Below are 24,643 nucleotides of genomic sequence, written 5' to 3'. Positions count from 1 at the left end.
CCCGTTCCCTCTTTCTTATTGCTTCAATAGTCGCCCACAATTGGAGGGATTGTTATGTATAAAAAATTAGCTAAACAATTGGTGATACCGGATCAACGACCGTTCGTCAGCTGTCATGCGTCCCATCTTGTATTGCTTCCCAATGACGAGGTATTGGCGGTCTGGTTTGGCGGATCAGCAGAAGGTGCGGATGATGTAGCGATTTGGGGTTCCATTAGAAGCAGCACCGGTCATTGGAGTGCCCCTATGTTAATTGCTGATCAGGCTGATACGCCACATTGGAATCCAGTTCTATTTCGTAAAGCTGACGGAGAGCTGTTGTTATTTTATAAAATCGGGCGATGGATTAAGAGCTGGTCAACCATAATTAAAACGTCCGGCGATGGCCGGAATTGGTCGCAGCCTCAAGAGCTGGTGCAGGGTGATCGCGGCGGAAGAGGGCCTGTCCGCAACAAAATGATCGTGTTATCTGATGGAAGCTGGCTTGCGCCTGCCTCTACCGAAGAAGTTATATGGAAGGCATTCGTGGATAAATCGTCAGATGAAGGAAAAGAGTGGGTACGAAGCGGCGAGATCATGCTTGCCAATATTGCGTACACCCCTCAAGCGCCTGATGTTGAGATACAGGTATCCGAGCAATCCTTTGCAGGGCGCGGCGTTATTCAGCCGACATTATGGGAGTCACAGCCTGGCATTGTTCATATGCTGCTAAGAAGCAGTGAGGGTAAAATCTATCGAAGTGACTCTTCCGATTACGGAGCCACTTGGTGTGAACCCTACCCAACGGCGCTTCCGAATAATAATAGCGGCATAGATCTGGTCAAGCTTTGCAATGGCATGCTAGTATTGGCGTATAACCCGGTGGAAATCAATTGGGGGAAACGATCGCCGCTTGTGCTGTGTGTTTCCAAAGATAATGGGGTAACTTGGGATTCAGATTTCGTATTGGAGGACGAAGACGGCGAGTTTTCTTATCCCGCCATCCTTGCAGACGGCAATCGTATTTATGTCACCTATACTTGGAATCGAGTAAATATCGTATACTGGGAAATAGAAATTATAGCATAAGAGGAGATTTTGCCAATGATCATGGATCAACTGAAAAACGCAGGCTTGTATAAAGGATTGCATCCCAACATCGATTATGCTCTTCAATATTTGCAAACCCATCCGATCGCTGACATGGCACCCGGAAAATATGAAATTAAAGGAGAAGATATTTTCCTGCTTATCCAAACGTACGATACGCGCTCATTAGATGAAGGGTTTTGGGAAGCCCATCGTACCTACACCGATATTCAATATATGGTTGAAGGTTCAGAGCTTATGGGCGTTGCTCACATCGAAAATTTGAAGCTGACAGAAGATCATTTGGACGAGAAAGATTACGTTGTTCTAGAAGGAGACGGAAACTTCCTGAAAGTTGAACAAGGGAGCTTTGCCGTATTTTATCCGGGTGATGCACATATGCCTTGTCTTTCTGTTGATCAGCCAGCACAAGTTAAGAAAGCAGTGGTGAAGGTTCGGGTTGCGTAGGCGTATGTAGGTAATACATTGGGCGAAACATGAAGCGAGGGAGTAACGGCGAAACATAAAGCGATGGAGTAACGTGAGATTGGTCTATCTAAGTATATTTATCTTAGGTAGACCTTTTGTTTATTGCACAGGGTGGGAAATGATGAAACGAACTGTAACGGATGTGAGAAGCGCTATTTTACGAAAAATAGCCGTTTTAAAATTTTAACGGTTGCCATCAACGCTATTTACGAATATTTAGCTTATTTTGCTTGATTTTAGGCAATTAAGCTCTCCTGGAACCGTTAGAATTTATAATACGGTTTTTTAGGCGGATTAGCGTCTCATGCAACCGTTAGAGGTCAGTATACAGTTTTAGAACTAAAAAGTTTAGGATGGTTTATTAATGAGGATACGTATGAAGGGGAACTGGGGAATCCATTAAGTCAGAACCTATATACCTATGTTCATAATAACCCATTGATTTATGTTGATCCTACAGGAAATTATTGTGTATCTGCCGATGGGAAATGGGCACATGCAGGTACATGCAACTCATCCAGTTCAAAATATTTAGGAAGCGATTCAAACTTTAAGTATGCTTTAATTTTAGAAAATGGGAAGGCCACTGGATTTATAGGGGATTTTGGATATTCTTATTATTTAGATAAACCCGTGGGGAATTTCAATTACTGGGATATTCAGGCGGAAATTAATAAAAGAATTGCTGCACAACAGGCGGCAAAACTCCAAGATCAAAAGAATTTACAAAGTATGCAGTCATTCATGGAGAATATATCAGGTGTGTCATCTGTTAAAACCATATTATCATCTAAAGATCCTGTGGAATCTTGGATTGCGATGCTGTCTATGGTAGGACCTCCAGGTGTACCTAAGAATAATTTTGTTAATATAAACACAAAGACACTTATTAGTTCAGCTACATCCGCTAAAAAAGGTGGAGAAACAGTTGTTGGACATGCTTTACAGAAGCATGCGGGTAGAAATCCTCAAATTTGGGGGAGGATTAAGGGCGGTCCAGACCAAATAAATCAAGCTGCTCTAAATCACTTAAATGAGATTATAAATTCTCCAGGTGGATTCACCAAAGTCACGAATCCCAACGGGATACAGTTTCTTGAAAAGTCTCTACAAGATGGACGCGGAGTAAGATTAAATCTCGATGGAACATTTAAAGGATTTATTGATAAATAAGAAACGGTGGGGAAAATGGAGAATTTAGAAGTAATACTAACTAATTTCAAAAAGGAAGAATTAAATAAGTTTGTTCTTGAGGAACTTAGTTTATCTGACTTAAACATAAAATCATCACATTTCTACGATAGTAACTCAGGTCAAAATATAGAGTTCCATCAAGTAAAAAGTATAATAGATGTTCTTTCACCAATAGGAACAGGAAATATGGTAATTAAATATTTAGAGTTTGGAATAATTATGAAAAATATAGTGATAGTATTTTCGTTTGATGAGAAATTGGGTGATATAGTATTTAATTTTCCAGAAAGTAATGTATTCGTGGATGATAAAGGTATAACATATTCTCATTGTAGGAAACTTTTAAATTATCTGGTGGAATTAAAGGAGAAGTATAGTATTCCAAGTATTAGATTTGGGTATGAACCTGCATCCGATGATGATATGTGCTTAATAAATATTAATGATGATAAGACTAATATTGCTAATGCCTTAGAAAAAATTATCATTTAATATCAAGTCTTTAGGGATAAAAAATTAGTTGAAAAAATAGCCGTTAGCTTCTTCTTTCGAAAATAGAAGCTAACGGCTATTTTCTTCTTAAAATTACAATTTACCCATAGCCCTCTCAGCTACCTCAATCGTCGCATCGATATTCGCTTCTGTATGCACGACAGTCAGTATCAAGCTTCGTACTTAGAAGGGGCAAGGTTGGTGCCTTGCTCGAGCATTAGTCGGAAGAACTTGCCGAAGCGCATCTGTGTCCAGAGTTTTATGAAGAAAAGGTTAGTTTTTATTCGGTAATAACCTAGAGATGCAAGAAACAGCTTCTTTCCATTATTCAGGAGAATATTGGGATGGAGAAACAAGCTTGCAATATTTACGAGCTCGTCGGTATGATCTTAGTATGAAATGATTTATTAATGAGGATACGTATGAGGGGGAGATTAGCAACCCGTTGAGTCAGAATCTCTATACGTATGTGCATAATAATCCGTTAAGGTATATTGATCCTAGTGGGAATATTCCTACTCCACTACAAGCTGCTAATATGGCACGTGATATATATACTGCAACTCTCGATAACTCAAGAAACGTTACTCTTGGTGGAGGGTGGAAATTGAGTGATATTTACACTAATAAAGAAGGATTGAAAATAGGAATTTATTCTAGAAATACCTCTAATGGATTGCTAGAATATGCATTAGTTAACAAAGGAACAACGACTGGTGGCGATTGGATAAATAATCTTCAACAACCAATGGGTATGTCTACCGATATGGTTGATTCAATTAAATATGCTGTTTCTTTTGTAAATAATAAAACAGGTTATGAGGTTACTATTATCGGGCATTCTAAAGGAGGTGCAGAAGCTACTGCAAATGCTTTAGCTACAAATACTAATGCTTTACTAACTCGGCAACACCTAATGTACCTGTATATGATTTGCTTTATGAAGTTGACAACAAGAAAAAATGGCATGAATATACCGCAACTATGGTATGCTGTTAAAGGTGATATTTTGGCTGGTACAATGGGTACTCCTCCCAGTGTATCTACCAAATCAATACCCCACAAAATGGTGGCATAGTGGGGCTAGAATCATCAAAAATGGAATAAACAATCATTCCATGGGATCAGTAATTAAAGCCTTAATACAGCAGGAGGGATATAACTGAACAAACTTTTATTAATTCCTATAATACTCATTGTGGTTGTATTTGCTATAATAACAGGTCCATGGCTGTTGATTTATGTCGGACTTTTATTTGAAGAAAATCCTCCTAAACCTAAGTATACTTATGGAGAGTTTCCTTTTTACTTGGAGTATGAAATCAATGGTAAGATCATAAATGTAGAGGATACAATTATTGTCAAATATAATGGAATTGGTTTAAGTGAAGGGACTGGTAAGTATATAAAGTGGAAACAAAGTTTAGCTAGTGGGAATAAAGAAGTCATATTGTTAAAATATGGTGATATAAATATAAAATTCCCAATTATGGATAGCGAACACTACATCAATTCTTATTTTAAAGATTTGGAAAATAACACTATATTCCCTGATGCAATAAGGGAGGTGAAATTTGGGAACGGTATCACTACTGGAATAATATCAAGAGTCGAGTTATATGATAAATATAAAATTAGACTGCTCAAATTGGAACATAGCAAACCGATTAGAAAATAGATTATAAAACGGAAGAGTTATAAGTTAATAATCAATTAAACTTCATTTAGAGCGAATAAAAAACGATGATGTCTATTAGATGTCATCGTTTTTTCATTTGTGCTATCTCTAGGCATTAATTAAGGTAATAATTTGGCAGTTTAACTGCCTAGAGGACTTGGACACTAAGAGAGTACATACTGAAAAATATTAGTAAAAGGAGATATTATTTTGAAGAGAAAATTTGTAATGTTTTTTCATACTGGCACTTGATTTAATAATAAACCAATGTTAAAGCATTAGTAGAGATTGGTTTAATGTTAAGAATGAAAACTACCCCCAAACAGGTAAGTACAATGTGATGTGGTAATTGATTCGAAACCTTTTTTTAATAAATTCGTCAATATTATGAAGAGACAATACTAGATGAAAGGAGGGAGACTTTGAAGAGAGTAATGTTGACTACTACTATTATAACTGCTCTAGTTATGGGTGGTGGATTAGCAGTTGGCTATGCCCAATATGCTAACAGTGATTCTACACCAACAAAAATTAGTAGGTCAGAATATCAAAGAATGTCCCAAATTGTGCAAGATTTTAATAAGGGTAAGCTGCCAATTTCAGCACTTAAAGATGCTCAACCCCTTATCGAAAGAGACCCATATGCGATACCAAAGAAAGTCAGAGATCAATTAAAATTTGAAGATCTAAAATAAACACATAAATAAATACACTGGTACCCATAGACTGATCACTTTGAAAAACAGGTGTGCGGGCTGTGGGTACTTTTTTTGCATACTTTCCACTTCCGCAGAAGGGGATACGTTGCTTCGCTGGCTGGGCGCGGGGTCATTGATGTAAAGGGCGAGCCGGAGCGACTTCACGCCAGTGGTGTAACGGTGGGAGCTGGTTGGGTTCCGAACATGAGTCGCAACGAAAAACGCATTCATTTGATTCGGCCTGAAGCGTGGACGCGCGGCTCGTAAATCCTGTATTGCTCACGATGGAGATGCAGCCGCCACAGGTAGAACCTGCCTTTTGGGATCTGGATAAGGATCTGCTCCGATTTCAAATTTTATACAATTTCCTATTGATTTCTCATAAAGAGCTATGTCACACTATAGATGTAAAATTGTATTTCCACTTTTTCCCGCGAAAGGAGATGTTTTTAATGACTGCTTATATGGTATTGGTGGTTTTAACTTAACCAAATATGTGGCATAGTAAATTCCAATCTTTGAAGATAGTTTGGAATGAGAGCAACCGGGAATATCACCCGTGTTTTTTTGCTATGCCGTAAACAGTAACCTTTCGTGAATACTGCTGTTAGCGGGATACGATGAAGGTCGTATCCCTTTTTGATTATAAGCCGACTTTTGGCTTTTCGCCGCGAAACAGCAGCTTTTTAGGAGGCTGCTTGTTCGCGGTATTTTTGTGCCCAAAAACAACTTTAATATTAGGAGAGATCGGTTCAATGATTGATTTGAAACAATACGGCTATATAGAAGCCGAAACGCCGCCAGCAGGTTTAATACCCGGAAGGGTTACGGAACTTCAGCGAGATCAATATACCGTCATCACCGAACGAGGAGAAGTGACGGCTGTATTGAAGGGCGCGTTCTACCACAGTGCCGGGACTCGAGAGGATTTTCCGTACGTTGGCGATTTTGTATTTCTAGAATACAACGAAAATGGCGCCTCGCGCATTGCCAAATTGCTGCCTCGCCGCTCGAAATTTTCCCGCGCTGACTATTCGGGACACGCAGCAGGGTATGTCAAAACCATACTGGAGCAAGTCGTAGCAACGAACTTTGATTACGTATTTATCGTGTCGTCCCTGAACTGGGATTTCAAGATTAGCCGCATCATGCGCTATTTGACACAGACACAGCAGAGCGGTGGCCAGCCTGTCGTCATCTTAACAAAAGCTGACTTGACCCCGGATTTCAGCATACCGTTAGCTGAGGTTCAGAAAACCGCTCCTGATGTGCCGGTACACGCAGTTTCCAGTCACACCGGTATTGGGCTAGACGGGTTGAGTAAATATCTGCAACCAGGAAAAACCGTGGTATTCCTCGGCATGTCCGGAGTAGGAAAATCCTCGCTGCTAAACACCTTGATGAATCAGGAAGTGATGACTGTCAAGGACATCCGCGAGGCTGACAGCCGGGGACGGCACACAACAACGCATCGCCAGCTTTTTATGCTTCCTTCCGGCACAATGGTTATTGATACGCCAGGTATGCGTGAGCTTGGGCTGTTCGGTGCAGATGACGGGATCAGCGCGGGATTTAACGATGTGGAGGAATTATTTACACAGTGTCGTTTCAAGGACTGCCGCCATCAGACGGAGCCAGGCTGCGCAGTTTTGGCCGCCCTTGCCGATGGATCATTGGCGCAAGAGCATTGGGAGCGATACCTTGTACAGAAGCGGGAAAACAAATTTGTGGATGATAAATCAGGATATCTCATAGATAAACGGGCATGGCAAAAGTCGATTGCTATGCGACATAAGAGTAAAAAAGGAGGAAACAAGAAATGAACATGAACAATCATGATGAAAGATATGTAAAACCCGAAATACTAACGCTTGTTTTGAGTAAAATGCTCGATAAGACGATAGTCCGCGCAGATTATCAAATCAAAGAGATGCAAGGCGGGACAATAGGAGATGTTCGGCTTGTAACAGGCATGGTTGAAACCTCCGATGGTGAAAATCTGCCATATAAAATAGTTTGGAAAACACAGAAAAAATTTGAGCGTTATGGTGATCCGGATTCATGGCGAAGGGAGTACGACCTTTATGCGTCGGATTTCAAAAAGGTTTTCTTCGATTCGTTCCGTTGTCCGGAGTGTTATCACGCTGAAATAAATGACGATGAGATTCAACTGTGGATGGAATATATTGATGGTGTGTCGGGCTTAAATCTGACTGCGGAAATGTATGAACATATAGCCGAGGAACTGGGGCGATTTCAAGGTAAATTATATATTGAACGACCAAAAGTATTGCAGAATCTGTCCAATTTAAGCAAGGTTGAGTTTATGAAAAATTACTATCTGAGGTATCGGTCATGGAATGTTTTGTATGATTATATACGCTCCGATGACTGTGAAATTCCGAAGCACCTGTGTACAATGCTCATAAACATCGATAACAATGCAGATGAAATATTCGGTCGTATTGAAAAGCTGCCAATAGTGCTTTGCCACAGAGATTTTTGGGTGGAAAATATATTCTACTCGGATAGTAAGATCGTGCTTATCGATTGGGATACCGCCGGATGGGGATACATGGGTGAGGATATCGCGAGTTTAATAACGGATGAAGCGGACGTCTTTCATATGGTTGAATATTACAAAAAATGCATTCCGGCATATTACAGGGGTTTTTCAGAATATGCGGATGTGTCCCATATATCTGATCATTGTATCTATGAACTAATCCTTGTTATGTTCGGATACAGGCTTGTGGAGTGGTATAAATTCGCTGAGTCGCCAGAAGCTAAATTAATACATCTAAAAACCTTGCAAAAAATCTATGAGATGAGAAATTTATAGATGAATATTATGAATGGGCCATTTAGATGTACGAAAAAGGTGTATAATATCGACCCTTAAAATTGAGCAATTTTCGCTTATTTACCATAAATATAAAGAAATATAATGAAATATACAAAACCGATTGAAAATAGCTTTGAAACTAGCGCATAACTTCATCCGTACAACAAAAGGCCGTCCCAACCCGGGAACGGCCTTGCTACATCACATCTTAAAGATTACAGCTGCGTCGAATATTCAATACATAGAAATAGCGCACAAGCAGGAAATACACAATCTGAATCGCAAGGAAGCTGCCGAGCACCATCACAGACTCCTTGAAGATGCTGGAGTAAAACATATTTTGCAAAGCGCCCAGTGCGATAATGCCGTGCACGAGCGCGACGGCAATCGGTGCGAAAAAGAGCAGGATCAGCTGGCGTGTGATGACCTTAGACAGCTCACCGGCGGAGAGGCCGATTTTGGCAATTGCCGCAAATTTTTGTTTGTCATCGTCAAGGTCGGTGTACAAGCGGAAGTACAAGAAGCTGCCTGCTGCGACGAAGAAAACGACACCGATAAATAGGCCAATAAACAGCACTGCATAATAGACACGCAAAACTTGAGTGACTGCAAAGGCTACCGTATAAATATTGGAGTCGCTATCGGTTAGGAGCTGATTGCTGCTTATCGCCTCGCCGGCTTTCAACTCATCGCTGCGGCTTGGAATATCCCACATCGCGTAATTGGTTTTCTCGTTCGCAGGCGGCAAGCTGCTATATTGCGTATCCGGAATAATAAAGACGGGCTCTATCTGATCAGGCATGGGGCTCTTCACCAGGTGGATCGTAGGGTTAATCTTCATACCGGATTTCAGCTCATGGCTCGACTTTACATTATAATTTCTCACATTCACGTAAAATGGATCGAATATAACAGCACTTTCGCCCTCTTTAAGCTCAAGCAAAGGCAATCGCTTTACACTCGCAAACTGATTGTAGACGCTCTCTGGTACGATCGTTATAGGTTTGCCTTCTTTAACAGACCATGCATGCATATCAAGCGTAAAATAACTGCCAGAAATATTTAGCTCTTGGAGAACACGGTTTACTTCATTAATTTCATTTGATTGATCGGTTGTTTTGGCGGCATTGTTGACCAGTTCGATGGCGAACGGATGCCCTGCTGTAATTTGCTGAGTAATAATCGATTTGAAGCCAAATAGCGAGCCAATCGCGCAAAACGCAACAGTCGAAACGATCGACACGATGAAGAAGGTGCGTGCATTATCCTTCATGCGGAAGGATAGATCAGCAAGCGTAAGCAAGTTCGTTTTGCGCCAGAAGAAGTTTGGACGCCGCTTCAGCCGTGTGATGATAAACACGCTTAGCTGGGTGAACAAAAAATAAGTGCCGATGATAACCATGATCGTAACGGGAATAAAAGCAAGTACAACAACCATTCCTTCTACCAGGATGGATGTGATATAGCCTCCGCCGATCAGCAAAACGGCAAGCAAAGACAGCAGCCAGGAAGCTTTCGGCTCCGGGCGCGGCTTTTTGCCGCCCTTGATCAGCTCGATAATCTCCTTGTTGCGCACCATAAACACTGTAAAGAGAGAGATTACGGCAAATAACGCCAGAAAGGCGCAGACGGTTAGCAGCATCGCTTTGCCCGGGATATAAAACGGCAGCGAAGTATCCAGGCGCAGCACATTTTCGGCGAGCAGCAAAATAGCTTTGGCAAAAATAATGCCAATACCGACGCCACCGGCAGTCGCACCGCACCCGATCAGCATATTTTCCCAGAAGATCATCTTGCGCAGCTGGAATGGCGTCATGCCATGCATGATCATGAGGCCAAATTCCCGCTGGCGCGACTTGAGGAAGGAAGCCATGGAGTAAAGAATAAAGAAAAAGGAAAATACATAGATGATGCCTTCTGCCGTATGCAGCCCTGTTGATACCGTATTGCCAAGATTGTCATCTCCAAGGCTCGGGTGAAAAGCAAAGATTGCATAGACAAAGAAGATGAGCACGGAAAACAGGCTGCTCAGGAAATAGGCGGCATACAGGCGCTTGTTGCGCAGCACATTATTGAATGTGAATTGACGAAAGGTCATGTGCATCGCCTCCCATCAGCGACAGCGTGTCGATGATTGTTTGAAAAAACGCCTTGCGGTGTTCGCCGCGATGAATTTCCGTGTAGAGCGTACCGTCTTTAATAAATATTACCCGATTGCAATAGCTGGCCGCTACGGCATCGTGAGTAACGAGCAGCATCGTGCTGCGGTCTTGACGGTTAAGTCCCTCAAGCGTAAGCATGACATCCTTCGCAGCCTTTGAATCGAGGTTGCCGGTTGGTTCATCTGCCAGCAGCAGCTTCGGCGCATGGATGATCGACCGAGCGATCGCTGCCCGTTGTGCTTGCCCGCCGGAAATTTCAAAGATACGCTTGTCGAGAATATGCGTGATACCGAGCTTCTGGGCAATTTCCTCCAGCTGCTCGCGCATGTAGCGCACGCTTTTGCCGTCGAGTGTCAACGGCAGGATGATATTTTCCGCTACTGTCAATGTGTTCAGCAGATTAAAATCTTGAAAAATAAAGCCGAGCTCTCTACGGCGAAATTTGGCAAGTTCCCGCTTGCCAAGCGCATGTGGATTGCGGCCGCCAATTGTTATTTCACCGGTAGTCGGCTTATCGATCGTTGCAATCATGTTTAGCAGCGTCGTTTTGCCACTGCCGGAAGGACCCATGATCCCTACAAATTCTCCAGGTGCTACCGAAAAGCTCAATTGATTCAATGCACGGTATGCGAGCTTGTCCCCATATACTTTACTGACTTTATTAACCTGCAGCATTTCCATAAATCGTCACTCCCCAATAAGTGCTTGCATGCGCTGCATGTAAGCTTTGTATCTTTAGTATAGCAATGGGGCAGTACGGTCACTATCGATTTTGCTTTCATCTTCCTTACACTGATGTAAGGTTGGTTACATATTGGCTGCATGCTGCCAGGACATAAACTTGATGCGTACGACTGTACCTTCGCCCACGGCAGATTCGAGCTGCAGCTCATGCCCGAGCTTCTCGCAGGCTTGCTTGACGAGATAAAGGCCCATGCCTGTCGATTCCCGGAATTGCCGTCCGTTATCCCCCGTAAAGAACGGATCATAGACGCGCTTCAGATCGGTTTTTGGAATACCGATGCCGCGGTCACGTATTTCCACAGCCGCATGATTAAGATCTACATAGATGCGGACGGTGACCTTTTTCATAGGTCCAGTGCTGTATTTGATTGCATTGGTAAGCAGCTGTCCGAGCATGAACATGAACCATTTCTCGTCCGTTTGCACGAGAATGGAACGGTTTCCAACCAGCTCCGGGAACACTTGGCTGCGAATAAACAGCCGCTTGTGCTCATGCACTGCCTGTTCGGCTATGCTTGTGAGCGATACCGTCTTCACATGGAAATCCTGCTCAAAAGATTGTAGTCGCGCAACGTAAAGCACCGTATCAAGTCCTTGGCGCAGCCGCTCCAATTCTTCACGCATACTGGCGGTATAAGGCATGCTTTGCTCTTCCTGAAGGGTTAAGTCCATAATTGCAATCGGGGTTTTCATCTGATGCACCCATTGATTCATAAACAGCATATGGGTCTTCTGCTGGCTCTCGGCCTGATGCAGCTGCTCCTGCATGAGGGTGTATTGGTTATCGAGAAGCTGCTGCAGCGATTCGGCTACGGGGGCATTCCCAAGTGGCTGCATGATCGCATCCAGGCTGCTCGGCCGATCCGCCAGGCGCTTGTAGTAGCTGCTATACTGGACATAGCGAAAAGAGAGATAACCGATGCAAAGCACTATGCCTAGCAGGCCTGCATAGAACGCCACTGCCAGATTGCGATAGCCGTCGAGCCAATAGATCAGCAGCACAAGCGCCCATTGCACAGGCTGAAGCAAAATCAAGGCAAGGTGATCCCGCAGAAAGAGTCGGCTCATCGTTCACCGCCTGATCCGCTCCAGGAGGCGACTAGCCGGTAGCCGCTGCCCCGCACGGTTTCGATGCCATCCTGTATGCCAAGCTCCTGCAATTTTTTACGTACACGTGCCATGTTAACGTTTAGCGTATTTTCATCGACAAACATCTGGTCATCCCATAGCCGTTCAAGCAGCTCATCCCGGGAGGCGACACGCGGGGCACGTTTGATCAGCAGCTCGAGAATGTCCGCTTCTTTTTTCGTTACCATTACATTGCGTCCGTCAAGCTCGAGCTCAAGCCGCTCGGGAAAGATGCTCAGCCCTCCCCAGGAGGCGCAGCGTTCGCGGCTCGTTGCATATTCGCCATAGGCACGACGCAGCAAGCTGCGAACTTTGGCCATCGCGATCTCGTTATGAAACGGCTTCGTAATGTAATCGTCACCGCCATTTTCAAGCGCCATTACCTGATCCATCTCACCTGCGCGGGCGGAGATAAACAGTACAGGACAGGTCGATACGGAACGAATCTGCCTGCACCAGTAATAGCCATCATAGCTCGGCAGATTTACATCCAGCAGCACCATGTCGGGACGGTGGGCGTTAAATTGGTCCAGCACACGGTCAAATTGCTCGATAACAACGGGGTGATAGCCGTATTTGGCGAGCGAGGTGGACATAAGAGAGGCGAGTTTGGGATCATCTTCAACTATCATAATTTTATGCATCACTAAAAGTTCTCCTGCAAACGATTTTTAAGGGAGTCGGAGCCAAATGGCAACTGGGCTGCTTGTTTGGCTTATTCGTTGAGCTTATACCTATTCCTATATTTCACTAAGAAATGGCACATCCTTTGCCTAGGACGCGCAGCGTTTCTTCTTGGGTAGTATAGCATAGCTGTTGAAATATTTATAATCCGTTACTTCTATGTCATTGACTAGCCCATCCCTGATATTGGTAATGGCTTCAGTTGATAGAATAATATTTCTAAACTGGAGTCTAATATTATATATCGAGAGGAGCAGGAGTAAGCGTTCTCATCATTGAAAAAGTTAATAATGGATTCATTAAATACTCGGTAAGGATGATCGATTAACTCTTTCTTAGAATTTATGAAAAAGCAAATGTGAGTGTGCAATCCGTTTTTTTTATAAAAGTTAATGACATAAAAGACCGCCTATTCGACGGTCTTTTTATGATTCTCATTATATTAATTATGTGATTTAAGATTTTGAATCGAATCCTCTACAACTCACCCATAGCTTTCTCAGCAGCCTCAAGCGTCGCATCAATATCCGCTTCTGTATGGGCAACGGTCAGGAACCAAGCCTCATACTTGGAAGGGGCAAGGTTGATGCCTTGCTCGAGCATCAAGCGGAAGAACTTGCCGAAGCGCTCGCCGTCCGTATCCAGGGCTTCATCATAGTTAGTGACTGGGTGATCGCAGAAATGGGTGGACAGAGAGCCGACGATTTGGTTGACGGTTAGTTGAACACTATACTGTCTAGCAGCGGCGCGCAGGCCGTCTGCTAGCTTCACAGCAAGCTTGTCCATCTGCTCATATACGCCTGGCTTGCTTAGTACTTCTAGGCAAGCAATGCCAGCCGATATGGACGCAGGGTTGCCAGCCATTGTACCTGCCTGGTAGGCTGCTCCAAGCGGCGCTACTTGCTCCATTACTTCTTTGCGTCCGCCGTAAGCGCCGATTGGCATGCCGCCGCCGATAATTTTGCCGAGCGCGGTAAGATCCGGTTCAATTGCAGCGTGATCAGCGAAAGCTGTGAACGTTTGGGATGAGCCGTAATGGAAACGGAAGGCGCTGATGACCTCGTCATAGATGACGAGTGCGCCTGCTTCGCGAGTCATGCGGCAAAGCCCCTCAAGGAAGCCTTCATGCGGCATAACCATGCCGAAGTTACCGACGATAGGCTCTACCATTACGGCGGCGGTATCCTCGCCCCAACGCTCCAATGCTTCTTTCAAAGCATCCAAATTATTGTAAGGTACTGTAATTACTTCGTGTGCAATGCTCGTTGGAATGCCTGCGCTGTCCGGAATGCCGAGCGTAGACGGGCCAGAGCCGGCAGCGACAAGCACAAGGTCGGAGTGACCATGATAACATCCGGCAAATTTAATAATTTTGTTGCGCTTCGTGTAAGCGCGCGCTACTCGAATGGTCGTCATAACCGCTTCTGTACCTGAGTTGACAAAGCGTACTTTATCCATAGACGGAATAGCTTCTTTTAGCATGCGTGCAAGTGTAATCTCTAGCTCAGTAGGTGTACCGAATAAGGTGCCGTTTTGAGCAGCTTCTACAATTGCCGCAGTAATATGCGGATGGGCATGTCCAGCAATGATCGGTCCATAAGCTGCCAGGTAATCGATGTAGCGATTGCCGTCCACATCCCAGAAATAAGCGCCTTCAGCACGCTTCATAAACGTAGGTGCACCGCCGCCGACAGCCTTGTAAGAACGGGAAGGGCTGTTAACCCCGCCTACAATATGCTTTAATGCATCTGCGTACAGTGCTTCAGAGTTTGGTCTTTGCATCATAATTATCTCCTCTCCATTAAGAAGAAACGGTGAGCGAACTTGTTTAAGGATGAACCGTTTCCCGGAAAACCTATAAGAGTGCTAGTCTTATAGATTTAGTTTATTAAACAACAATACACATTCCAAGCCCATAAAAGCTTGGAATGTGCAATCCATAAAAATAGATGAAATTACTTTTAAGCACACTAACGTGTTGAAGCGTCTCTTTCATTTCTAGATAGTTGGTGGCGCACGCAAATTTTACTGAGTACTGCTGTTTGTTCCAGAGCTGCCTGGTTCATTAGTTGCTTGTCCGCCTTCACCATCGGTCGCCTCTGGCTGCGAATCGTCTTTGGCAAGCACTTCTTGCACATATTCCTTCAGCTTATCGTAACTGCGAATGGCGATTACCTCTGCACCGCCAATTTTTTCTTCTTTAACAAGCTCCATAGGCGGAATTTGAGCTGATCCGCTCATATTCATCTCCATGCCTAGCTGTCCGAGCTTCCAAATATCGTTAATATCAGTTAAATTCATACGGACATATGGCTGAATGCTTTCAAGAATTTCTTTCATTTTTAAAATATTCCAAGTGGACTTCAACTCGTTTGCTACTGCTTTTAAGAAATTCCGCTGTCTTTCTGTTCGCGTGTAGTCACTCATTGCATCGTGACGGAAGCGAACATATTGCAAAGCCTTATCTCCATCGAGCAACTGATATCCTTTCTCCAAATCAATATCATAGCGATTGCCATCGGCATTATCTTTGTAACGCATATTCTTTTCTACATCGAAATGAACTCCGCCGATTGTATCCACCAGCGCCTTGAAGCCTTCAAAATCGGTATAAACAAAATATTGAATATCAAGTCCGAGCAGATCGCCAACTGTTTTCATTGCCAGTGGGGGACCACCAAGTGTAATAGCTGTATTAATGCGGCCTTTTCCATAACCTTCAATCGGTGCATACGTATCACGCAAAATAGAAAATAAATGCGCTTTTTTGGTTGTCGGATCAAGGGAAGCTACCATCATTGAATCGGAACGTGCGGTTTCACCCGGCTGTGCATCACGCGCATCAACGCCGAGCAGCAAAATATTAACTCGCTCCTTGCCTTCCCATTTTGGAATTTCGACTACTTTATCTGGCGGAACTGAAGGGAATAAAGTGTCGTTTTCTCCAGGATTAAGTTTTTCAAGAGCACCCCAAACCCCTACCGCCCAATAAATACCCGCGGCGATGATAATGCCTGCTGCAATAGATAAGCCGATATATAACTTTTTCCTTTTAGATTTTGAGTGTTCTTTTTCTTTATTTCTCTTGCCTGATCTTGTTTCCATTTGCTTGAGTGCTGCTCCTTTCAAAATAAGCGCTTTTTCGTAAGCTTTATAATAACAACAGTTTTCAAAATATAAGAAAAGAAAATTTTAATTTTATTTTGTTCTATATTTCTACACAAAACTGTACGTCTTTTAAAAAAAGACGTGGAAGAGATTTTAAAAAGGACGACGGAGCTGTTTCACCTTGCTTCCTTATTATTGCCCAAAACGAGTTTTATTGACATCACTCCGAGTAAACAGATGTGTGGTATCATAAAATTATAAGTCGGAATGGCGACTCGTTGCAAGTTATTATCCAATTTCGCATTTAACATCGCTATTTCCCAGGAAATGTCGAACAGAGAGGGGTTTCAAGCAAGTCATGCTAGCAATCGACGTAAAAGATTTAAGAAAGCAATTTTTGGTACAAAAAAACCGCGAAGGACTTTCGGGTGCGCTAAAAGATTTGTTTAAGCGACAATATCGCGAGGTTTTGGCGGTTAAAGATATATCTTTTCAAATCCCGCAAGGCGAAATTTGTGGGTATATTGGCGAGAATGGAGCGGGAAAATCTACAACGATCAAAATGCTGACAGGTATTTTAGTGCCGACTTCAGGTCAGCTTCGTGTGAACGGTTACGTGCCCTATAAGGATCGTGAAAAATTTGTCAAGGAAATCGGCGTCGTATTCGGACAACGCTCGCAGCTATGGTGGGATATTGGTGTCATTGAGTCTTTTCAGCTATTGCGGAAGGTATATAGCGTATCCGAACAGGATTTCCGTAAGCGGCTCGATCATTTGGTGGAAAGGCTGCATTTGGCTGATTTGCTTAATCGTCCGGTAAGAAAGCTCAGCCTTGGCCAAAGAATGAGATGCGAGCTGGTCGCTTCCTTGCTTCATAATCCTTCAATTTTATTTTTGGACGAGCCGACTATAGGGCTTGATATTGTAGTTAAAACGGAAATTAGAGATTTCCTTATGGAAATGAATAAGGAGCAGGGAACTACGATTCTGTTGACTACGCATGATTTACAGGATATCGAAGCGCTTTGTTCGAGAGTAGTTATGCTTGATGATGGCAAAATTATTTATGATGGCGGACTTGACGAACTGAAGCAGCGCTGGAGCAAAGGGAAGGAAATTCAATTCCAATTTGCGAAGCAGATGTCGCTTGCCTATTTGCAGCAGCTGACTGTCGGAATGAATGTCGCTTGGTCCATCGAAAATGATGTGACAGCCAAAATGTTTGTGCCGCATGCCGTCAGCGTATCGGATGCAATGGGACGAGTAGTAAGCGGAGCAGAAATCCGCGATATTAAAATATTCGAAACAAACACGGATGAAATTGTGCGTGAAATCTATCAATCCGGCTCGGCGGCAGCAGCGAAGGAGCCTGTCTTAGCATGATGAGCGCTTATTTGGATTTTATACGAATCAGATTTTTAACGATGCTTGCTTACCGGGTCAATTACTACAGCGGGATAATTATTTATGCCATTAATATTGGCGCTTATTATTTTTTGTGGAAGGCGATCTATGGCGATCAGGATTCGCTGGCAGGCTTTACTGTGGCACAGATGACTACTTATATTGCCGTGTCGTGGATGGCAAGAGCTTTTTATTTTAACAATTTGGATCGTGAAATCGCTAATGAAATTCGGGACGGCAGTGTCGCCATTCAGTTTATTCGTCCTTATTCTTATGTGCTTGTCAAAATGATGCAGGGCTTCGGAGAAGGCTTGTTCCGCCTGTTATTGTTTATGGTGCCGGGAATGATTATCGTATGCTTAATATTTCCTGTGAAGCTTCCGACCGATCCGACGGTTTGGCTTATTTATGCGGTTATGCTGCTGTTCAGCTTTTTGATTAATTCTCAGATAAATATTTTGACAGGCTTGTTTGCCTTCTTTGTGGAAAATAATGAGGGCATGATGCGTATGAAACGAGTGATGGTCGATCTGTTTTCAGGGGTTGTCATACCAGTTGCTTTTTTTCCAGGCTGGTTATCTTCCATTATGCAATGGCTGCCCTTCCAGGCGATTACGTATTTGCCAAGCTCGGTATTTACGGGGAGAACGCCGCTTCATGAAGCGATGGGCGTCTTCGGACTGCAGCTCGTATGGTTTCTGGTGCTGTTAGTGCCAATTTTCGGCATGTGGAAAGCAGCGCGCAAGCGGCTGTTTGTGCAAGGGGGATAGTGGAAATGAGATATGCTGCTTTATTCGGCGAGTATTTAAAAAATTATGCGAAAACAAGGCTGACTTATCGCTTTGATTTTTGGATTGAAGTATTATCCGATTTGCTTTTTCAAGGTATGAACTTAATTTTTATTTTAATCGTATTTCAGCATACGCCTTCCCTAGGCGGCTGGTCGGAAGCTGAGGTTGTATTCGTTTATGGATTTTTCATGATACCGTATGGCGTGTTCAGCACGTTTTTTAGTATTTGGAATTTTAGCGAAAGATATATTGTAAAAGGGGAAATGGACCGCGTGCTGACACGGCCCGCACACAGTCTGTTTCAGGTATTGCTGGAAAATGTAGATCCGCCGTCCTTATTCGGCTCTTTCGTCGGTGCAATTATTATGGCACTTAGCTGGTCGAAGCTAGGCCTTGATTTTCACTTGCTTGATCTTGCTATGCTGCTCATATTCGTCATCGGCGCAGCGCTTATTTATGCGGGCTTGTATACAGCGCTTAGTGCGATTTCCTTTTTTTCGGATGCGCCAACCGGCATCGTGCCGCTCATGTACAATATTCAGAACTATGGCCGTTATCCGGTTAACATTTATAATAAGCTGATCCGGTTTGTATTGACGTGGCTGCTTCCGTTTGCGTTTGTTGGGGTTATACCTGCTTCTTATTTTTTGGAGGCCAAATCAGATGATTTATCCCGGCTTGCGCTGCTGACGCCTGTTATGGGCTTGCTCGTGTTTTCGCTGGCGCTTCTGTTCTGGAACTATGGAGTGAAAAAGTACCGGGGAGCAGGCTCGTAGTCTCAAAGGAATGATACGGGATCATTACATTGAATTTTGTGCTGGCGTCAGTCCAGTACTTGAGCAAGTTATTTGAAATAGTGAAAGTGAAGGAGAGAGCAACATGACACAGCTAATAATTGGGAGGAAGGCGCCGGCCTTTACTCTGCCTGCCTCTAACGGAGAGACGGTGAAGCTGGCTCAGTTCATTGGGCAAAATGTGGTGCTTTACTTTTATCCGCGCGATATGACGCCGACCTGCACGCAGCAGGCTTGCGATATGAGAGATTTTAATAGTCAATTTGAACAAAATAACACCGTAGTACTCGGTATCAGCACCGATCCAGTCAAGTCTCATTTGCGTTTTAAGGAGAAGCATGAGCTGCCGTTTTTGCTGCTGTCGGATGAACAGCATAAAGTTTGCGAGAAGTACGGCGTATGGCAGCTGAAAAAACTGTATGGCAGAGAGTATATGGGCCTGGTTCGTTCCACTTTTCTAATTGATGCTAAAGGAAAGCTAGTAAGACAGTGGCTGAAGGTTAAAGTGAAGGGACATGCTGATGAGGTGCTTGGTGAAGTGAAGGAGCTGTACAGCAAGCAGCAGAAGCGTTAGAAGACTCAAAAAGAGTAGTATGAAAAGCGAGTGGACAAGCGATGGGTAAACCCCATAAGGTCTGACTCGCTTTTTTTGAGAAAATATTTGTTGCAGGAAAGACAGAAGCGAGCTACCTGATGCCTACCTGCATTTCCTCAGAAACTCATCAGCACTATGCGTGTCTGCGCCAGCTCCAAATGGCTAATTGTATATGAAATTTCATACACATTTCGCTGAAATGCCTCGAAAAACACAATTGTATATGAAAATTCATACAGAATCGGCCAGTGCCGCCTCCAAATGGCTAATTGTATATGAAATTTCATACACATTGCGCTGAAATACCTCGAAAAACACAATTGTATATGAAAATTCATACAGAATTGGCTAGTGCCGCCTCCAAATGGCTAATTGTATATGAAATATCATACACATTGCGCTGAAATACCTCGAAAAACACAATTGTATATGAAAATTCATACAGAATCGGCTAGTGCCGCCTCCAAATGGCTAATTGTATATGAAATTTCATACACATTACGCTGAAATACCTCGAAAAACACAATTGTATATGAAAATTCATACAGAATCGGTTGGTGCCGCTTCAAAATGGCTAATTGTATATGAAATTTCATACACATTACGCTGGAATGCCTCGAAAAACACAATTGTATATGAAAATTCATACAGAATCGGCCAGTGCAGCCTCCAAATGCTTAAATCGCACTTCATACAACTTACCACTCGTAAAAGCAATCCTCGATCAGTGCCTCGAATGAATCTGCTAAACCCTTGATCTCTCCCGTATCGTGATGATAAATGAGAACCTTTCCTGCTTGATCGATAATAATCGGATCGCCGGAACCATCGATAGAAATGACATAACCGGTTCGCAAAACCTCTGCAACGGGAAGCTCCTTGCAATCTTCTCGGAATCCCAACGTCAAATCGACAATCGTTTCATTTCCGAGACTGGAGCCATTATGAAATGCATGTACTGCAAGGCCTGCATATGATCCCCCGAACGTTCGTATAAATTGCACATAGTCCTCATGGAAGCTTACATTAAGCTGCTGCTGTGCATTAACAATTTCCTCTTGGCTCGCCGGACTTCCCACTAGAGAGCTATTGCCCTCACGATGAAGAAAAGCCTTCAATCTCTCCATTAACGCATCATTCATAGGATAATCCTCTCCCCTAAACAATTGAATCAGATATCATTCAAACTCTTTGCTGTATCGGGACTTTTGCCGCCTCAATCAATCTTTATCCATCTTACACTTTTCTCTATTTGATTGCCAAGCGGTGGTTCCTATTAGTTAACAAAATCAGATATTAATGTGATCTAAACAGAAAGCATTTTTTCGCACATGATTAAAACAGTTATATAATTGGGAGGAGATTAAAATACATACCGCAAGCTAAAAATTGGGTATATACTGCTTAACTTTTTATTAATTGCTTCTTTACTGCGGCCTGTAGGTGCAATTTATGCTAGATTTGAAGAGTTGCCTCAATCTCAGTATGGTACAATTAGTGATGTTCGCAAGCAGGAGCTTGCGTTGGGAGCGAGCTATACCTGGTAAGCGGCAACGGACCGGACAGAAATAGAGTTGCTGGAAAAATTGTGGTGTTATTTGGAGGTGTTAGCACTTCGATGGACGTAAGTGTAGGATTGTCTCCAGTTATGCTGGAGGATTTTGAGAATGGCTTGGATAAATATATGAAAACTTCAGGTGCTGCCTATAATACAGTTTCTGCTGCGGCTGAAATGGATCAGGATTACGTGCGCAGCGGCAGCTATTCGCTGAGGCTGGAGTATGATTTTACAGGACAAACAGGTACTTCGGGAGCTTTTTTGACAGTTAACACAGGTAATCACCTGCAAGTGCCGGGCTATCCTGAAAAAATAAGCATGTGGGTACACGGAGACGGCAGAAGGCATTGGCTTCGCAGTCACTTTCTTGATGGGGATAAAAAAGGGTTTAATGTTGATTTAACTGACGCGGAAACAGGTGTAGATTGGGTCGGATGGAAATATATTGAGGCCGATATTCCAAAGGGCAAGAAGCTGCCGCTGACGATGGATGTGCCTGTACGCTATATGGAAGCGAACAACAATAAAAAAGATGCAGGCGTCATTTATGTTGATGATATACGTGTATTGTATGGACCGTCGGACGAGGACATTTTGCCGCCTGTTATTAAAAATATTACGCCTGCTGAAGGGGCTATGGTGATGGATGCACATCCTGATATCTCTTTCATTGCTGAGGATGAAGGCTATGATGCTGCGACCAGTCCAGACAGTACTTTAATTGATGCTAAGTCGATTCGGGTATACGTGGATGGCGAGCTTGTGGATTATGTGCTAAATCCGTCGCAAGGACGGGTTACCTATAAGCCTGCAGCGCCGCTTGCCGAAGGAAGGCACCGCATTAAAGCGGCTGTCCGCGATTTAAGCGGCAACCAAACGATTAAGGAATGGAGCTTTACAGTAAATTTAGGTTCGCCTTATTATTCCTATACTACGACGGAGAAGCAGCTTGCCGGTGGAACGTATACGCTTAATATTCATGCTGAGCAGGTTTCTGCGTTGTCAGGCGGTCATATTGAATTCGCTTTTGACACTTCGGCAGTAGAGGGTCTCCAAGTAATCTGCAGCGAAAAGCTGAAGGAAAAGCAGCTGCATGCAGTCATTGATGAGCAGAGCGGTAGAGTACGCTTAAACTTCGCAGGTCTGCAGGATGTTCAGCTGAAAGACAGCGATCTGCTGAGTCAAATCAGCTATAAGATTAAGGGTAATTATATTGGTCCGCTTCGCTTAGAAGATTTGGAGAAGGACGTCAAGAAGCCGCACAGCATTTCAGTTGTGTCTGGTTCTATCGAGAAAACGGGTGCGCTGGACAATAGCCTTACATTCTATGGCGAGCCTGTTACGTCTGATGTTTGGACGGATTTGAAGCTTTCATGGAATCATTATGCGATCGGTTTAGGCTATCCTGCACAGTTTACGATTACAAGCGTGGTGGATGGCAGCAAGGTAGAAGGTGCTGCCCTAATTATCGATGATGTTGCTGTGGCCGGCAGCTATACCAATCAGGAGGGCGTATTGGTAACAGATCTGGCGACGATGCAGGCGAAAACCTACCGCATTCAAGCGGTCAAGGATCATATGTACAGCCCTGTTATGAACTTTATTGTAGCAAACCCTGTATTTACGGAGCAGCCTGTCAATATAAGCGTATCAATGGGTGAGCAGCCTGCTGAATCTAGAAGATTTAATTGGCATACGCATATTGATGTGAAAGATACAGTAGTCGAATACGTGAAGGAATCGGAATTTACTAGCTTTTCTGCTGGCAATGTACAGCGTTCGATGGGCAGTAATGAGCTGTACAACTCGCATAGCTTTGGCACTTATCGGGTGCATAGGGCAGAGGTGACAGGTCTTGAGTCAGGCACTGCTTATAAATTCCGAGTCGGCAATGGCGGAGACTTTGTAAGTGCTGAAGGACGCTTTGTGACTAGCGAAGTGAGCGGCGATATGACGAAGTTTGTATTTATCGGCGATTCCCAGGGAGCGGCTGAAAAAGATTACGAGCTGTGGAAGGATACACTGGACAACGCAATTGCCGATATGCCTGATGCCGAATTTATTGTTCATGCTGGCGATATGGTCGACAAAGGCTTTTTGCAGCAGGAATGGAATTGGTGGTTTGCAGCTGCCCAGCAGCATCTAATGCAGCGCACTTTAATTACTGCAATCGGCAATCATGAGGTCATGGGCACAAACGGCGCAGGCGATTACTTGGCGCATTTCAACAATCCAACAAACGGTGCAAGCAGCGTTCGGGGAACGAGCTTCTCCTTTGACGTCAAGGATACACACTTCGTATTGCTGAATACCGAGCTGGGAGCGGAGTCCTACGAAGAGCAAGCACAATGGCTTGATCGGGATTTGAAGGCAACGGATAAGAAGTGGAAGGTGCTTATGTTCCACCAAGGGCCATATGGCAGCGTGTATTCAAATGAGCGCGTACAAGCGCAGTGGGTGCCGATATTGGATAAGCATGGCGTAGATCTTGTGCTAAACGGGCATGATCATGTCTATGTACGCACTTATCTGATGAAAGGCGGAGCTTTCTCAGAGAAGGAAGGAACACGCTATGTCGTCGGCGGATCGTCTGGCTCTAAGTTCTATGCTCTTGTAAATCGTCCTTGGCATGAACTAACCTTTGACCAGAGTAAAGTAAATATTTATACATCCGTTGAGATTACGAAGGGTGAAATCAAGGTAACGGCCAAGACAGCAGCTGGCGAGATCGTTGATACGCTTATTATTGAAAAGTAGGAGCGGGGCACGTAAGGGGCATATTCTGCGAGTCTATGAAAAGACTGGGGGATATGCTCCTTTTTAATGGCTCATGCGTCTTGTGTTCTAACTGCTTAACAAGCGACTAATGAGTGGTTAGCTTTTTATCAGCTCAATCAGCACTTTTGATTTCTAACGAAGCTGAGAAGCGCTATTCCTCAAAATCTACCCCTTTTGAATTTGTAACGAATCCACATAGCGCTATCTGTGAACAAACCGTCATTTTGAGTCCCTTTTTACCCCAATAAGGCTTCTTAGCTTCGTTAGATTTTGAAAGTAGCAAATTTAGGCCAAATAGCGCTGCTAGGATTCGTTAGAAGGGTGGGTTCCCTGTTGAGCAAGCAGCTTGACGCTTTCCCACCAACTAAACAGCAACTAAAAGGATTTCATGTACTTAGATCTGCCAATTTTATTGTTTTTTCTGATCTAAAT

20 protein-coding genes and 2 pseudogenes are annotated in these 24,643 nt (G+C 43.6%); 14 read left to right on the top strand and 8 right to left on the bottom strand.

Going from position 1 to position 24,643, the window contains the following annotated elements; translation table 11 throughout:
• The first annotated feature begins 54 nt into the window (after positions 1 to 54).
• The 4 genes from ACRRU2_RS27080 to ACRRU2_RS27065 all read left to right on the top strand — a co-directional run bounded on the left by ACRRU2_RS27080 (position 55) and on the right by ACRRU2_RS27065 (position 3,243).
• Entirely contained in the window at positions 55 to 1,068 is a 1,014-nt protein-coding gene (locus ACRRU2_RS27080; protein WP_432506439.1) for a sialidase family protein, read from the top strand.
• A 15-nt stretch (positions 1,069 to 1,083) separates the two neighbouring features.
• Positions 1,084 to 1,536, top strand: a complete 453-nt coding sequence (locus tag ACRRU2_RS27075) for a YhcH/YjgK/YiaL family protein (RefSeq protein ID WP_432506437.1) — start codon at positions 1,084 to 1,086, stop codon at positions 1,534 to 1,536.
• 459 nt (positions 1,537 to 1,995) lie between these two features.
• Positions 1,996 to 2,730: a hypothetical protein gene (locus tag ACRRU2_RS27070; protein WP_432506435.1), complete on the top strand. Its 735-nt coding sequence runs from the start codon at positions 1,996 to 1,998 to the stop codon at positions 2,728 to 2,730.
• Positions 2,731 to 2,745: 15 nt separating this feature from the next.
• Positions 2,746 to 3,243: a hypothetical protein gene (locus ACRRU2_RS27065; protein ID WP_432506433.1), complete on the top strand. Its 498-nt coding sequence runs from the start codon at positions 2,746 to 2,748 to the stop codon at positions 3,241 to 3,243.
• 93 nt (positions 3,244 to 3,336) lie between these two features.
• On the opposite strand, the pseudogene ACRRU2_RS27060 reads toward ACRRU2_RS27065, so the two are convergent.
• A pseudogene (locus tag ACRRU2_RS27060) lies at positions 3,337 to 3,482 on the bottom strand (aspartate aminotransferase family protein); the annotation flags it as partial.
• An 80-nt stretch (positions 3,483 to 3,562) separates the two neighbouring features.
• Here ACRRU2_RS27060 and ACRRU2_RS27055 point away from each other — a divergent pair.
• The 5 genes and pseudogenes from ACRRU2_RS27055 to ACRRU2_RS27035 all read left to right on the top strand — a co-directional run.
• Positions 3,563 to 3,754: pseudogene (locus ACRRU2_RS27055) on the top strand (RHS repeat-associated core domain-containing protein); the annotation flags it as partial.
• Positions 3,755 to 4,477: 723 nt separating this feature from the next.
• Positions 4,478 to 4,921, top strand: coding sequence for a hypothetical protein (locus ACRRU2_RS27050; RefSeq protein ID WP_432506431.1), 444 nt, complete (start codon positions 4,478 to 4,480; stop codon positions 4,919 to 4,921).
• Positions 4,922 to 5,343: 422 nt separating this feature from the next.
• On the top strand, positions 5,344 to 5,616 hold the full coding sequence (locus ACRRU2_RS27045; RefSeq protein ID WP_331700358.1) for a hypothetical protein: 273 nt from the start codon (positions 5,344 to 5,346) through the stop codon (positions 5,614 to 5,616).
• A 758-nt stretch (positions 5,617 to 6,374) separates the two neighbouring features.
• The gene (rsgA, locus tag ACRRU2_RS27040) at positions 6,375 to 7,442 is read left to right on the top strand and encodes a ribosome small subunit-dependent GTPase A (protein WP_432506429.1); all 1,068 of its coding nucleotides are present in this window, start codon (positions 6,375 to 6,377) and stop codon (positions 7,440 to 7,442) included.
• 2 nt (positions 7,443 to 7,444) lie between these two features.
• Positions 7,445 to 8,461: an aminoglycoside phosphotransferase family protein gene (locus ACRRU2_RS27035; RefSeq protein ID WP_432506443.1), complete on the top strand. Its 1,017-nt coding sequence runs from the start codon at positions 7,445 to 7,447 to the stop codon at positions 8,459 to 8,461.
• Positions 8,462 to 8,672: 211 nt separating this feature from the next.
• Here ACRRU2_RS27035 and ACRRU2_RS27030 read toward each other — a convergent pair whose 3' ends face one another.
• The 6 genes from ACRRU2_RS27030 to ACRRU2_RS27005 form a co-directional block, all read right to left on the bottom strand.
• Positions 8,673 to 10,562, bottom strand: a complete 1,890-nt coding sequence (locus tag ACRRU2_RS27030; RefSeq protein ID WP_331700356.1) for an ABC transporter permease — start codon at positions 10,560 to 10,562, stop codon at positions 8,673 to 8,675.
• Entirely contained in the window at positions 10,534 to 11,301 is a 768-nt protein-coding gene (locus ACRRU2_RS27025; protein WP_331700355.1) for an ABC transporter ATP-binding protein, read from the bottom strand. The genes ACRRU2_RS27030 and ACRRU2_RS27025 overlap by 29 nt, the downstream gene beginning before the upstream one ends.
• Before the next feature lie 132 nt (positions 11,302 to 11,433).
• Positions 11,434 to 12,438: a sensor histidine kinase gene (locus ACRRU2_RS27020; protein WP_432506426.1), complete on the bottom strand. Its 1,005-nt coding sequence runs from the start codon at positions 12,436 to 12,438 to the stop codon at positions 11,434 to 11,436.
• The gene (locus ACRRU2_RS27015; protein ID WP_331700388.1) at positions 12,435 to 13,142 is read right to left on the bottom strand and encodes a response regulator transcription factor; all 708 of its coding nucleotides are present in this window, start codon (positions 13,140 to 13,142) and stop codon (positions 12,435 to 12,437) included. Before ACRRU2_RS27015 ends, ACRRU2_RS27020 begins: the two co-directional genes overlap by 4 nt.
• Positions 13,143 to 13,659: 517 nt before the next feature.
• Entirely contained in the window at positions 13,660 to 14,964 is a 1,305-nt protein-coding gene (locus ACRRU2_RS27010; protein ID WP_432506441.1) for a glutamate-1-semialdehyde 2,1-aminomutase, read from the bottom strand.
• A 243-nt stretch (positions 14,965 to 15,207) separates the two neighbouring features.
• On the bottom strand, positions 15,208 to 16,287 hold the full coding sequence (locus ACRRU2_RS27005) for an LCP family protein (protein ID WP_432506424.1): 1,080 nt from the start codon (positions 16,285 to 16,287) through the stop codon (positions 15,208 to 15,210).
• 361 nt (positions 16,288 to 16,648) lie between these two features.
• Here ACRRU2_RS27005 and ACRRU2_RS27000 point away from each other — a divergent pair, with 361 nt between their 5' ends.
• The 4 genes from ACRRU2_RS27000 (at position 16,649) to bcp (ending at position 19,854) form a co-directional block, all read left to right on the top strand.
• Positions 16,649 to 17,674 carry an ABC transporter ATP-binding protein gene (locus tag ACRRU2_RS27000; protein ID WP_331700352.1) on the top strand — a complete coding sequence of 342 codons (1,026 nt, stop codon included), beginning with the start codon at positions 16,649 to 16,651 and terminating at the stop codon, positions 17,672 to 17,674.
• Positions 17,671 to 18,465, top strand: coding sequence for an ABC transporter permease (locus ACRRU2_RS26995; RefSeq protein WP_432506422.1), 795 nt, complete (start codon positions 17,671 to 17,673; stop codon positions 18,463 to 18,465). Before ACRRU2_RS27000 ends, ACRRU2_RS26995 begins: the two co-directional genes overlap by 4 nt.
• Positions 18,466 to 18,470: 5 nt before the next feature.
• On the top strand, positions 18,471 to 19,262 hold the full coding sequence (locus ACRRU2_RS26990) for an ABC transporter permease (RefSeq protein ID WP_432506421.1): 792 nt from the start codon (positions 18,471 to 18,473) through the stop codon (positions 19,260 to 19,262).
• A 103-nt stretch (positions 19,263 to 19,365) separates the two neighbouring features.
• Positions 19,366 to 19,854, top strand: a complete 489-nt coding sequence (bcp, locus tag ACRRU2_RS26985; protein ID WP_432506420.1) for a thioredoxin-dependent thiol peroxidase — start codon at positions 19,366 to 19,368, stop codon at positions 19,852 to 19,854.
• Between the two features lie 719 nt (positions 19,855 to 20,573).
• Here bcp and ACRRU2_RS26980 read toward each other — a convergent pair.
• Positions 20,574 to 21,017 (bottom strand): SMI1/KNR4 family protein, encoded by a 444-nt coding sequence (locus ACRRU2_RS26980; RefSeq protein ID WP_432506418.1) that lies wholly within the window; start codon positions 21,015 to 21,017, stop codon positions 20,574 to 20,576.
• A 476-nt stretch (positions 21,018 to 21,493) separates the two neighbouring features.
• On the opposite strand from ACRRU2_RS26980, the gene ACRRU2_RS26975 reads away from it, so the two are divergent.
• Positions 21,494 to 24,190, top strand: coding sequence for a metallophosphoesterase (locus tag ACRRU2_RS26975; protein ID WP_432506416.1), 2,697 nt, complete (start codon positions 21,494 to 21,496; stop codon positions 24,188 to 24,190).
• Positions 24,191 to 24,643: the final 453 nt, after the last annotated feature.

Source organism: Paenibacillus sp. GXUN7292, assembly GCF_050864975.1.
Classification (GTDB): Bacteria; Bacillota; Bacilli; order Paenibacillales; family Paenibacillaceae; genus Pristimantibacillus.
This window is presented reverse-complemented; position numbering and strand designations above follow the sequence as displayed.